Genomic DNA, 12,435 nt, shown 5'->3' on the forward strand with positions numbered 1-12,435 from the left:
AACAGGTTCGAGACGCAGGATAGCAGCACCTCGAACCTGAGTGATCCGCTTGCTAGTCAGCGCAGTTGGCTGTGTTTAAGCTTACCGCGCGGCGACTCTCCCTGTGGGTCAGCCACCACATCACAAGTCCTCCTAATGACAACAAAGACGCCGCATAACCTGTCGCGGCAATTCCTTGTCCAGACAGGATCACTAAACTGCCCACCCAAGGGCCAATTGCATTGGCGAGATTAAAGGCACATTGCACTAACGCACCTGTCATGGCCTGCCCATCGGGCGCCACATCCATCAATCTTGCTTGCACAATAGTGGCGAGCCCTAACCCACAACCGACAAAGAATACCACGGGCATCAGCGCCCAATAATATCCGGTCAAACTCGGGTAAATCGCTAATACCACAGTGCTTAACACTAACGACCAAAACGCTGCCGCTAAGGCCGACTTATCCGCCGCCCAGCCACACACTAGCGTGCCCAATGTTGCGCCAATACCAAACACCGCCATCATGATAGGGATCTTAAACGGTTCGACTTGCGTCACTTGGATTAAGGTTTCGGCCAGATAGGTATACACGCAGAAGATACCGCCAAAGCCAATCGCCGCAATGCCAAGCGTCAACCAGACTTCACGATTCTTCAGGGTTTGTAGCTCTTTCCTTGGACTCGCATCAGCGGCCACGGCTTGATCAGGCGCTAAAAAATACACCATCACAGCGGTAATAGTCGCCAAAATTGCCACTATGCCAATGCCTGAGCGCCAGCCCACAGTTTGTCCCATCCAAGTCGCAAACGGCACACCGATAATCGTCGCCAGCGTAAGGCCAATAATCACCCGCGATACGGCGCGGGCCTTCATTTCTGGCGGCACTAAAGAGGCGGCGAGCAACATAGCCACACCAAAATAGGCACCGTGGGGCAAGCCGCTGAGAAAACGGAAAAAGATTAGCCAATTCAATGATGGCGCTAACGCACTTAAGCCATTGGCCACCGCCATTAAGGCAGCTAAAGCAATCAAGAGTGTTCGCCGCCTGACCCTAACCGCTAGCACCATGATAATGGGGGAGCCGACCACAACCCCCAGCGCATAGGCACTAATGGCATAACTCACGTGAGCAACCTCTACGCCTAAATCGCTGGCGATATAGGGCACTAGAGTCATGGAAGCAAATTCTGTGGTACCTAAGGCAAATGTGCCAAGCGCTAAGGCGAGCAACACCCATAGTGTACTGGCGCCCTTATGCTGATTTTGGACAGATGGATTTTGAACCTGATGTTGAACGGTTTTCAAACTTTTTCTCCGCTATGCTATAAAACGACAACTAGCTAATAAATAAATTGGAGCCCACTAAGGGGCTCCAATTTCTCAGTCATTTACCTAATGTAAATCTATCTGACTAACTGTTCTTGATAAGTTTGACTGTTCCAGTCGAAGGCATAAAGCGTGCCTTGCCACTCGTAAAGTGTACGGCCATCCTGCTGCACAATTCTGGCATTACTCGGCAAGCTAGACACACTGTGCGCTGCCCGTGGACGCGGAGTCGCAACTGTTTTGCCTGTGACGTTACTAGTTTGCGACACCAGTTGCCCAGTCGATTGTCCGGCCATATTTACAGGCATACTCGACACCATACGGCCTTCACTCGCAGAATATTGCATACTGGTTGTGACCCGTACAGGCGTAGAAATCGCCACAGGTTCATCGTCGTAGCGCATAGGAATCGACAGGCCTATGCCCGAATAGGGCGAGTTCCAGTAATTTCGAGCGTAAGCGTCACGCGAAGTATTCCAGCCCCAATCATTGTTCCACTGGCTGTTCACACCATAACCGACATTCCAGCCAGAACCCCAACCTGTTGCAAGCCCTAAACCCAGTCCTAAACCCCAAGGGTAATAAGGTCGGTAATAGGGACGATAATGGCGATTATCGTTGCGTACATGGCGGTTGTCGTAATGGTTGTCATGACGATTGTTGTAATGACTTTCTCCACGACTGTGGCTATCACGAGGACCTTGGCGCTCGCCTTGCTCCGAATGGTCCCGATTTCCGGCAACCGCCGCAGTCGACACACTGAGCGCGCCCAAGAGCGATATCCCCACAGCCAGCGACAAAACCAAGCACTTTAGCGGCCGCTTATGCACGCCATGTGATTGACTTTGAAAACACTTTCCTTGAGTAAATGTTACTGGGATATTCATATAAACCTCGAAATAAAGGGCGTAAGCGAGATCAATCGTGACTTACTGGCATCCATTTTACGCTTCCTAAGCTTGAAGATCACTGAATTGGTTAACCCTAAAACAGAAAAATGCTATAGTGCGCGCCACACGGATTTTCATTGCAGAGGCTATTTCCACATGAGTTTTAAGGATTTACGCAGCTTTATTGATCATCTGGAAGCCAATGGCGAACTCAAACGCATTAGCTACCCAGTTGATCCTCATTTAGAAATGACAGAGATCGCCGATCGCGTATTACGCGCTAAGGGCCCTGCGCTATTATTTGAAAATCCCAAAGATCATCACATGCCCGTGTTGGTAAACCTGTTCGGTACGCCAAAACGTGTGGCCATGGCGCTCGGTAAAGACGATCCCTTAGCGTTGCGCGAAGTGGGCGAACTGTTAGCCTTTTTAAAAGAACCCGAACCACCACGGGGCTTTAAAGACGCGATCGCTAAGATCCCTATGTTCAAGCAAGCCTTGAATATGCCGCCAAAAACAGTGCGCAATCCCCCTTGCCAACAAGTTGTCAAAACTGGCGATGAAGTCGATTTGACCCAATTACCTATTCAGCATTGCTGGCCGGGCGATGTCGCACCACTGGTGACATGGGGCTTAACCATCACCAAAGGCCCGCGCAAGAGTCGTCAGAATTTAGGCATTTATCGCCAACAGTTACTGGGTAAAAACAAGCTGATCATGCGCTGGTTATCCCACCGTGGCGGCGCGTTAGATTTTGCTGATTTTAAACAACAATTCCCCGGTGAGCGTTATCCGGTTGTCGTCGCACTCGGCGCCGATCCTGTGACCATTTTAGGTGCCGTCACCCCAGTCCCCGATTCCATGAGCGAATACGCTTTTGCCGGTTTACTGCGCGGTGAACGTACCGAAGTCTGCAAGGCATTAAGCTGCGACTTAGAAGTGCCCGCCACCAGTGAAATCATCCTCGAAGGTTATATCGATCCTGAGGAACTGGCGGAAGAAGGCCCCTACGGCGATCACACGGGTTACTACAACGAAACCGATAAGTTTCCAGTATTTACCGTTACCCACATCACTCACCGTAAAGATGCCATCTACCACAGCACTTACACTGGCCGTCCACCGGATGAGCCCGCCATGCTTGGAGTGGCATTAAACGAAGTGTTTGTGCCGATTTTGCGTAAGCAATATCCTGAGATCGTTGATTTTTATCTGCCGCCAGAGGGTTGTTCGTACCGCATGGCAGTGATCTCTATTCGCAAACAATATCCGGGACACGCCAAACGGGTGATGATGGGCGCTTGGTCTTTCCTACGCCAATTTATGTACACTAAGTTTATTGTCATCGTCGATGAAGATGTGAACTGCCGTGACTGGCAGGATGTGATCTGGGCGATCACCACCCGCATGGACCCAAAACGCGATACCGTGATGATCGAAAACACCCCGATCGACTACCTCGATTTTGCTTCACCCGTCGCGGGCTTAGGCTCAAAAATGGGACTCGATGCCACCAATAAGTGGGAAGGCGAAACCAACCGCGAATGGGGCACGCCAATCGTGATGGACCCAAAAGTAAAACAAAAGATCGACTCAATCTGGGATGAGTTAGGCATAGACGACAGCCCAACCCTATAATTCAGCTTAAGCCATTACTCAAGTATCGGCTTAAGCCAAGAGAATAGGCCAATAACAGGCCGCTAAAGCGACACCTAGACACATACTGTTGAAGAAAGGTGCAAAGGAAGTTTGATGAAAACCATACGTTGTAAGATAGAGAAAGTTAACCCATTTAACGATGCCGTATATCAAGTATTGTTAAGGCCAGAAACCGCCTTCGATTTCCAAGCGGGGCAATACTTATGTGTTGTCATGGGTGAAAAAGATAAACGTCCCTTCTCTATCGCATCAGCGCCAAACGCCGAGCTGATCGAATTACACATTGGCGCCGCTGTAAGTGAAAGCTACCCAATGCAAGTGGTCGAGCGTCTGAAAGCCTGCGCCCTTGATGGCAGCACTATCGATATCGAAGCCCCAGGCGGCGAAGCCCACCTGCGCCACGAAAGCCAACGCCCTCGCCTCTTAATCGCCGGCGGCACAGGTTTCTCTTACATTAAAAGTATCGTCGAGCACCAAATCGCCATTGGCCAACAGGTTAAAACCACCCTGTATTGGGGTTGTCGCACCCAAGATGCCATGTATTTTGAAGCCATAGCCCGCCAATGGCACGATGCCCACCCTTGGTTGAACTTCGTCCCAGTGATCGAAGAAGCCCCAGCCAATTGGCAAGGTAAAACTGCCAATCTGCTAGCGCAAATCAAACAAGATTTTGTCAGCTTAAATGGCTACGACATCTACATCGCTGGCCGTTTCGACATGGTGGGTGCAGCACGGGAAATCTTCCGTGAGATTGGTGTAGAGGAAGCGCATCTCTACGGTGATGCGTTCGCGTTTATCAAATAACGCGATAATTGGTTAGCTTAGCTGGCTAACCTTTGCCAGCTAAGGCTTAAATAATAAACCCCAGTTTTTACCGGGGTTTTATTTTTACTTTCAATAAGAAAATGACACTTACGGCATCTTCGTGATGACGTCAATCATTATCCTTTTAGGATAAAATTACCTATTGAAGCTCAATCGACACCACATTGGTGACGCCTCTAGCCAAGGTTATCATGCCTGAGGTGTAGAATTTTCCAGTGTCACTCTGAGCCTTCAGATAATAGACACCGCTATTGATAATCATGGTTTCTGGGCGGTGCATCGTCATTGGCTTATCACTTAACCAACCATTACCGTCTAACGCATAAAGGTAATTAGTACTTTCCATCGCCGCGCCACTGTCTTGATGGTATGCCAACACCCTGACCATAGTCATACCCTTAGGATTTTTCTCCTGAGTAATAGAGCGGATCGCACCGCGTTCCGGAGACATCTTAGTATTCTCAGTAATATAAAATGGTTCGGAGCTATTCGAGTATTGCTGAGTCTGATGTTCGTAAGTGGGGATGGAGCTACTACCGGAAGTGCCGCCTGAAGTACCTGTGCTAGCGATGCCTGCGATATCAGACACAGAATCGGCGATGTTTCTTACATCTGTACTCTTACAAGCAGCAAGACTTAAAACAAGGGTACATAAGATAATTTTTTTCATTGCGTTTAATCCATTAAGTTATTGTCTATCCATACCGCACATTGTATTAAGCGAGTTAAGCTCATCACAAAGTACTACTTAGGTAACCTATTATTACCAATGATTTTTTAAGTAGGGTAAATTATCAATGAGAATGTCATTAGTCAATAACTTAACAAATACGCAACCAATAAATCATAATGATTGAGATGATTTCACTATATCTCGAGAGTGATTGGTGTAATGGACGGCACATTACGGTGATGCGATCGCATTGATCAAATAACACGATTATTTGTTAGCTTGGCTGGCTAACGTTTTCCAGTTGGGCTGCAAATAATAAATCCCAGTTTTCGCCGTATTTCACTTTGAATACGGCCTTACGGCCAAGAAAATCTACATATCCAAACTTCGTTTGTTATTTTAAATCAAAGTCGTGGGTCTTCAACCCACACCCGACCAAGGAGGACTGCTCGTCCTATCCTCCTTGGATTCTCCAAGACGCCCCTAGCGAAGTTACATGCATTAGTGACTGGCTTCGTGCTTACTCGAAAATAGCTAACGCTTCCGATGGGGCGTCCCTTCCCCCCGAAAGCTACGCAGACGTCCTGTCTGCGTCACGCTATTTTCTTCAACGCCCTTCAGCAACTTCGCAGTGGGAGGTGAACTACTGTAATCTCGGTGTCGGCTGTTTATCCAAAAAGAGTTTTGCCTGTCCTATCTTTTTACTTTCGCAGGGAAATTGGCGTAACCTTTAGCATAAAATGTATGCCTGTCCGCTCTTTCTTTTTCGCAAAAAACCATAGTAACCAGTCACAATGTACCAACAAAAATATGGCTTATCAGTCTTTCCCATGGGTATCTCGTTTTCTTGATAGTCACTAACTTTCACTATTGAGAAATTATCCCATAATGAGTCAATAGCTGACGCAATATGGGATTCAAGTACAAATGAAACAGACTAAGACGCCACACAAACTCGTTAAATGCTTAGCCTTAACGGGATTATTCACCCTATCTGCCTGTGCAAACGACGAACTTGCAGATACTTTACTCACCAATACCCACGTCTATGGCCATGATCAAGCGACTAGTTTAGCCATTAAGGATGGCAAAATTGTCTACATTGGGAATAGCATTAACGCCATGGATCACGTGAGCAATCAAACCAAAGTCATCGATTTAAAAGGTCATTACTTATTACCTGGTTTTATTGATAACCATAATCATGTGTTTGAAGCCGCGAGTGAAATAGGTAGCGACTGTTTACTGGATGATGACGCTAATCTCAACGGCTATATCCGCACATTAACCGCCTGTAAAAATCAGTTGGAAACGGGAGAGTGGTTACTCGGCTATGGCCATCAACTCAGTGTAGTAATGCAAGAGAATGGCCCCACTCCTTTGGCAATATTAGACAAAATCTTCCCCGATAATCCTGTCGTTATTATGGAGCAAACATCCCATTCTATGTGGGTCAACTCCCTCGCATTAGCCAAAGCTAAGATAAGCGCTCATACAGCCGATCCGCAAGGCGGCAAGATCCTCAAAGATGAAGAGAGCGGTAAACTTCTCGGTATTTTATTCGATAATGCTGGCGATCTTGTGATGGAACAAGCATGGAAATCACAACCCAATCTACAACAAGCCAATTATCAAGGTTTATTAAATGGTCTGGCAGCTGCTGCCGAGCACGGGATAACGACTATCGGTGATGGACGACTCTATTGGAAACGTGACTGGTTAGAAACATGGCTAGCCATCGAAAGTCATGATGAATTAACCGCCAGAGTCAGTCTACGCCCTTGGATTTATCCTGCCGATGAACCCCAAACACAGCTTGATTTCTTTAAAAAAATCCATTCTGATGATAAACAACGTCTGCTGCTCATCAATCAGGTCAAAATCTACAGTGATGGCATCATCATAAACGGTACTGCCAGTACATTAGCCCCCTATGATTGGAGCTACACCCCCGAACTTCCTAGGGGACTCGAGTATGTTCCTGCCAGTAAAATGACGTGGTGGCTTACTGAACTCAACAAAATTGGATACGGGGCACATATTCATGCCATAGGTGATGCAGGGGTACGCAACACCTTAGATGCTATTGAAACTTTACGATCTCAGGGAGCTACTCGCCCTTATGCCATGACGCATTTAGAAATGGTATCTCCCCAAGATATCAAACGCTTTGCCTCACTAAAAGTCGATGCCGATTTCCAATTGGGTAGCGATTACATTGCTGCGCAAGATCATGAGTGGGCGATCCCTTTTATCGGTAAGCAACGAGCTCATGCTTTATTACCTATTAACCCTATTTTCAAGACTGGCGCGAATGTAACTTTAAGTAGTGACTGGAATGTGAATGATATCAATCCACTCGTTGGTATTGCTAACGCAGTCTATCTGCAAAATGCAGGCATCACCGATATTCACAGTGCTATTGCAGCCTATACAATAAATCCCGCTAACGCCTTGGGCATAAGTGATATTACTGGTTCTATCGTGCTAGGGAAATCTGCCGATTTTGTTGTATTAGAGCGAGACATTACCCAAGCTACAGCAAAACAAATTGCTGACACTCAAATTTTAATGACGTGGTTAGAGGGGGAGCTAGTGTTCGATCTCAATGATCAATAGCAATCCCGTATCAATCTAATTATTTGCTGAGTTGCTCTTTTATTAACGTCAGCAAAGAAGACCCTAAGGTGCTGGCCTCAAACCCATGATGCCAGCGCATTTCGAGCCGCCGCTTCATAGGCGCAAATTCACTACTCAATTGGACAACTTTTAATCTTCCACTGTCGATTTCTGTCTGCGCTAAAGATAACGGCAAAAAACTATATCCATCCCCTTCGGCAAGTAAGGACTTTAACAAAGCAAGATCGGGGATTTGGCAATAATGGCCACTAAATCCGACTTCGAGATCATCACTTTCAGTCTGCCCTCCTGCCCAAATATATTCACGATAGGGCGCTAATTGTGCGGGGTCGATTACCTGCTGTGAAGCTAATGCATGCTGTCCAGATATCAACATTACCTCTTGATATTCGCCAAGGCGGCAGTAACCCGATTGAGATTGATGTAATTCAACCGTTTCATGTAACAGTAAAAGGTCGATATCATTGGATAAAAAAGCGCTGTGTAAAGCATCGAAAGTATCCACTTTTAAGACAAAATCCAGCGTTGGAAACTGCATTAAATAGCGCTGAATCGTCGAACGTAAGACTTCTAAAGGAATATAATTTTCAACCCCCAACACTAACCGACCTTTACCAAGCTCAGCATAATGGGTCGCCGATTGAGTAAATTGTTCCCATTGGGCCAAGGCTAAAATAGCCTTAGGTAGTAAATGCTCACCTCCCGCAGTGAGTGCCACTTGATTTGCACTACGCTCAAATAAATCCACACCGATGTCGACTTCTAGATCGGCAATCCACTGACTCACTTGCGGCTGACGTTTGCCCAGAGCGCGAGCGGCGGCTGAAACTGAGCCTAGTTGAGTCGTCAATACAAATGCTTTAACTCGTTGAATATTCAAATGTGCTCTACTATTTTATAAGCGCGTTGTGCACTTGACTTTAATACCCGTCAGACGGAATCACAATGTTAACTTACCTATGCAAGACACTTTGTTAAAAATCAGATGTGAAGCCCCACGACTTAGATTTAGATTTTGATTTAAAAAGTTAAAAGCTAAAATAATGCCCAAAACTCAAACGAAGTTTGAACACCCAAAGCCCTGCGGCGAATGAGCAGCCGCTTACACTTGTGGTCTATGTAGATCAAAACGCAGATCTTCGGAGATCCCATAGTAAGCCGATGGGCCGCCGGCACGTAATACGGGCTCGGCAAGTGCGGTTTGATAAATCCCCTCGGCATTGAGTAAATGCTTGGCAATATGCACGGCCACCACTTCTCCTAACACTAACCAAGTATCAATCTTGTCGCCATTGGCGGCAGTTAACTGGATACATTGGGACAACTTACATTCAAAATTCACTGGGCTTTCAGCCACTAAGTCTGCCTTAACAATGGTGCCGGCTTTAGCCGTGAGTCCGGCAAAGCTAAACTCATCTTGACCGCGTGGCAGCATGGCGGAGGTTTGATTCATCTGCTCGGCTAAGCCGCGGGTGGTGAGGTTCCACACAAACTCCCCTGTTTCGACAATATTGGCGACACTGTCTTTCCAACCTGTGCTGGCAAAGCCGATGATGGGCGGTTTGTAGTTGAAACAATTGAAAAAGCTGTAAGGGGCGAGATTGCGTTGCCCCTCGGCATTCCGTGATGAAATCCAGCCGATCGGTCGAGGACCCACAATTGCATTTAAAGGATCGTGTGCAAGACCATGGCCTTTGCTCGGTTCGTAAAAATAGCGGTTATCAGCGGTCATACTTGATCCTTTTGTTATTGCCACATTGTTATTGCCACAACCGTGACTTGAGCGATTAACACAGCCATCACTGGCACACTTTTATGGTCGCTATCTTACCTAAGTTCCTTGGATGTCGCCAAAACTCTGCGGCATAAGTTAAGCGAGAGCTAGGATAAAATCAGGCTGCAAATTTTAGATCCAACACACTCTTCTGCTAAAGTGATGCTGATCAGTGGGCTAAATGGCTAACTCTGCTAGGTGGCAAATAAAGGAGTCCTGAATGGATGCGATAAAAAGAATATGGAAAAGGTTGTTATTGGCCACAGTGCTGTTGGCGACGGGTTGTGCCAGTGTAGCGCAAATCGATTTCAATGCTCTGTTTGGCACTAGCTCACCGCAAAAGCGCGTCGAGAATGCACAGCTTAACAACCAATTTGTTCAACAGGCCGAATTTGTGCACACACAAGTTGAGCCAATCCTCAATAGCCGCTGCGTGGTGTGCCATGCCTGCTACGATGCTCCCTGCCAGCTCAAAATGACCTCAAGCGAAGGCATAGAACGCGGAGCGAGTAAGGAAAAAGTCTATCAAGGCACACGTTTAGTCGCCGCCACGCCCAATCGTTTATTTGTCGATGCCTTTACCCCAGAAGCTTGGCGTCAACGCGGGTTTTACCCCATGTTAAACGAGCGCAATCAAACTCCAGAAGCCAATACCCAAGCCTCGGTATTGGCCAGAATGCTCACGCTTAAGCAAATGCATCCCCTGCCCGAAGACAAGATTTTAGATAAGCGTTTTGATTTCAGCCTCGACAGAGTTCAGCAATGCGCCAACCTAGAGGAAATGGACAAATACGAGCAAAGCCAACCGTTTGCGGGTATGCCCTATGGCTTGCCAGCGCTGAATGCGAATGAACATCAAGTGTTGATGCACTGGCTCGAACAAGGTGCGCCATTGCCATTCGCACCATCGCTAGCCCCTGAATTTATAACGGAAATCACCCATTGGGAGCAATTCTTAAACGGCGACAGTTTAAAGAGCCAATTAAGCGCACGCTACATCTACGAGCATTTGTTTGCCTTTCACTTATATTTTGAATCTTTAAATCAGCCAAACGCCCAGCCTCTATTTTTCGAGTTAGTGCGTTCGAGGACGCCGCCGGGGCAAGCGCTGGATATTATCGCCTCCCGTCGTCCCTTCGACGATCCTAAGGTGGAACGTGTCTATTACCGTTTTCGACCTTATCGAGCGACCATAGTCGATAAAACTCATATCCCCTATGCCTTAAATACTGGCTTGCTGCACGACTGGCAGCAATGGTTTATCGATGCGGATTACTCAGTAACTCAGCTGCCGAGCTACCAGCCGAGCATTGCGGCCAATCCCTTCGAAGCCTTTATTCAAATTCCTGCCGGTGCGCGCTATCGCTTTATGCTGACCCGCGCCCAAGACACCATTATGGGCTTTATTAAAGGCCCAGTGTGCCGTGGTCAGGTGGCGCTCAATGTGATTAACGACAGATTCTGGGTGTACTTTGTTACCCCAGATTATATGGACGACACGGATTTTAGGACCTTCTACCATTCCCAGATTGAAAACCTACGAATGCCAGCGGAGGAAGAAAGCACTGCACTCGCCGTAACTTGGGTGAAATATGCCGCCAAGCAAGGCAAGTACATGCGGGCGCGTAATCAGTTCTTGAATGAGAAGTTTAAAAACGGCCAACACCTCACTATCGACGGGCTCTGGGATGGTGACGACAACAATGATAATGCTAGCCTGACAGTGTTTCGCCACTTCGATAATGCCACTGTGGTCAAAGGTTTAGTTGGCGAGCCGCCCAAAACCGCTTGGATTATCGATTACGCCTTATTGGAGCGTATCCACTATTTACTGGTCGCAGGTTTCGATGTGTATGGTAACTACGGCCACCAGCTTTTAACTCGCTTATACATGGATTTTTTACGCATGGAAGGGGAATCAAATTTCCTGACCCTGTTACCCCAGGAGGAAAGGCGCAAACAGTTTAGTGATTGGTATCAAGGGGCTGGCACTCAGCTCACGGCGTTTATCGCGGGGGATATCAACACCTTTAATCAGCCCACGGGCGTGCTCTACTATAGCGATGACCTCAAGGGCGAGTTGTATCAAAAGCTCGGGCAGAAAGTCGCTAAGGTTCAGCCAAATAGATATCAAATAGAAAACAGCAACTTGCAAGCCAACAGCAAGGCGCTGTTGCAGGCATTAGGTCGATTAAAAGGCACCCAAGCGACCCTGTTACCTGAACTAACCATGATCATGGTCGAGCCCGAAAAAGCGGGTAAAGCCGAGGTCTTTACCTTAGTTCGCAATAGTGCCCATCGTAATATTTCGAGCCTGTTTAATGAGGCCAGTAACCGCGAACCCGCAAAGGATGATGTCACCTTAGTGCATGGTTTATTGGGCAGTTACCCAGAAGCCTTCTGGCTGGTGAAAGAACAAGATTTACCTAAAATCGTGGCGGCGGTAGAGCAAATGCAAACCGAGAAAGACTATGAGGCACTGCTCGATATTGCGGCTGTACGCCGTAGCGATCCCACCTTTTGGGCCTTTAGTGACAAACTCAATCAGATATTTTTCGACAATCACCCGATAGAAAGCGGTTGGCTGGATTACAACCGCCTGCAAAATCGTTAATAAAAAGGGGAACGCTAGCGTTCCCCTTGCTTTGAAATCAAGCCAGTAAAC

9 protein-coding genes are annotated in these 12,435 nt (G+C 47.3%); 4 read left to right on the forward strand and 5 right to left on the reverse strand.

Annotated elements, in window-relative coordinates:
- Positions 1–52: 52 nt before the first annotated feature.
- Positions 53–1,288 carry an MFS transporter gene (locus tag Q4Q57_RS12470; protein ID WP_311890999.1) on the reverse strand — a complete coding sequence of 412 codons (1,236 nt, stop codon included), beginning with the start codon at positions 1,286–1,288 and terminating at the stop codon, positions 53–55.
- A gap of 98 nt (positions 1,289–1,386) precedes the next feature.
- Positions 1,387–2,196 carry a hypothetical protein gene (locus Q4Q57_RS12475; protein ID WP_311891000.1) on the reverse strand — a complete coding sequence of 270 codons (810 nt, stop codon included), beginning with the start codon at positions 2,194–2,196 and terminating at the stop codon, positions 1,387–1,389.
- A 159-nt stretch (positions 2,197–2,355) separates the two neighbouring features.
- On the opposite strand from Q4Q57_RS12475, the gene ubiD reads away from it, so the two are divergent.
- Together ubiD and fre are read left to right on the forward strand one after the other, a co-directional pair.
- Entirely contained in the window at positions 2,356–3,837 is a 1,482-nt protein-coding gene (ubiD, locus tag Q4Q57_RS12480; protein WP_220593079.1) for a 4-hydroxy-3-polyprenylbenzoate decarboxylase, read from the forward strand.
- Positions 3,838–3,951: 114 nt separating this feature from the next.
- On the forward strand, positions 3,952–4,662 hold the full coding sequence (gene fre, locus Q4Q57_RS12485) for an NAD(P)H-flavin reductase (protein WP_220591230.1): 711 nt from the start codon (positions 3,952–3,954) through the stop codon (positions 4,660–4,662).
- Between the two features lie 160 nt (positions 4,663–4,822).
- On the opposite strand, the gene Q4Q57_RS12490 is transcribed toward fre, so the two are convergent.
- Positions 4,823–5,272, reverse strand: a complete 450-nt coding sequence (locus Q4Q57_RS12490) for a hypothetical protein (protein WP_237709418.1) — start codon at positions 5,270–5,272, stop codon at positions 4,823–4,825.
- Between the two features lie 1,011 nt (positions 5,273–6,283).
- On the opposite strand from Q4Q57_RS12490, the gene Q4Q57_RS12495 reads away from it, so the two are divergent.
- Positions 6,284–7,975, forward strand: a complete 1,692-nt coding sequence (locus tag Q4Q57_RS12495; protein WP_311891001.1) for an amidohydrolase — start codon at positions 6,284–6,286, stop codon at positions 7,973–7,975.
- A 19-nt stretch (positions 7,976–7,994) separates the two neighbouring features.
- Here the strand turns inward: Q4Q57_RS12495 and Q4Q57_RS12500 are convergent, their stop codons facing one another.
- Together Q4Q57_RS12500 and Q4Q57_RS12505 are read right to left on the reverse strand one after the other, a co-directional pair.
- A complete protein-coding gene (locus Q4Q57_RS12500) occupies positions 7,995–8,876 on the reverse strand; it encodes a LysR family transcriptional regulator (protein WP_006084283.1) in 882 nt (293 codons plus the stop codon).
- A 222-nt stretch (positions 8,877–9,098) separates the two neighbouring features.
- Positions 9,099–9,728 carry a flavin reductase family protein gene (locus Q4Q57_RS12505; protein ID WP_011845657.1) on the reverse strand — a complete coding sequence of 210 codons (630 nt, stop codon included), beginning with the start codon at positions 9,726–9,728 and terminating at the stop codon, positions 9,099–9,101.
- Positions 9,729–9,990: 262 nt separating this feature from the next.
- Here Q4Q57_RS12505 and Q4Q57_RS12510 point away from each other — a divergent pair, with 262 nt between their 5' ends.
- Positions 9,991–12,384: a fatty acid cis/trans isomerase gene (locus Q4Q57_RS12510; protein ID WP_311891002.1), complete on the forward strand. Its 2,394-nt coding sequence runs from the start codon at positions 9,991–9,993 to the stop codon at positions 12,382–12,384.
- Positions 12,385–12,435: the final 51 nt, after the last annotated feature.

The organism is Shewanella sp. SP2S2-6 (assembly GCF_031931965.1).
Lineage (GTDB): Bacteria > Pseudomonadota > Gammaproteobacteria > Enterobacterales > Shewanellaceae > Shewanella > Shewanella baltica.

What these genes read in the sequence shown, in the direction of transcription:
- Q4Q57_RS12475 (WP_311891000.1), bottom strand. Translation starts at nt 2,196, where the DNA reads ATGAATATCCCAGTAACATTTACTCAAGGAAAGTGTTTTCAAAGTCAA.
- ubiD (WP_220593079.1), top strand. Translation starts at nt 2,356, where the DNA reads ATGAGTTTTAAGGATTTACGCAGCTTTATTGATCATCTGGAAGCCAAT.
- fre (WP_220591230.1), top strand. Translation starts at nt 3,952, where the DNA reads ATGAAAACCATACGTTGTAAGATAGAGAAAGTTAACCCATTTAACGAT.
- Q4Q57_RS12495 (WP_311891001.1), top strand. Translation starts at nt 6,284, where the DNA reads ATGAAACAGACTAAGACGCCACACAAACTCGTTAAATGCTTAGCCTTA.
- Q4Q57_RS12505 (WP_011845657.1), bottom strand. Translation starts at nt 9,728, where the DNA reads ATGACCGCTGATAACCGCTATTTTTACGAACCGAGCAAAGGCCATGGT.
- Q4Q57_RS12510 (WP_311891002.1), top strand. Translation starts at nt 9,991, where the DNA reads ATGGATGCGATAAAAAGAATATGGAAAAGGTTGTTATTGGCCACAGTG.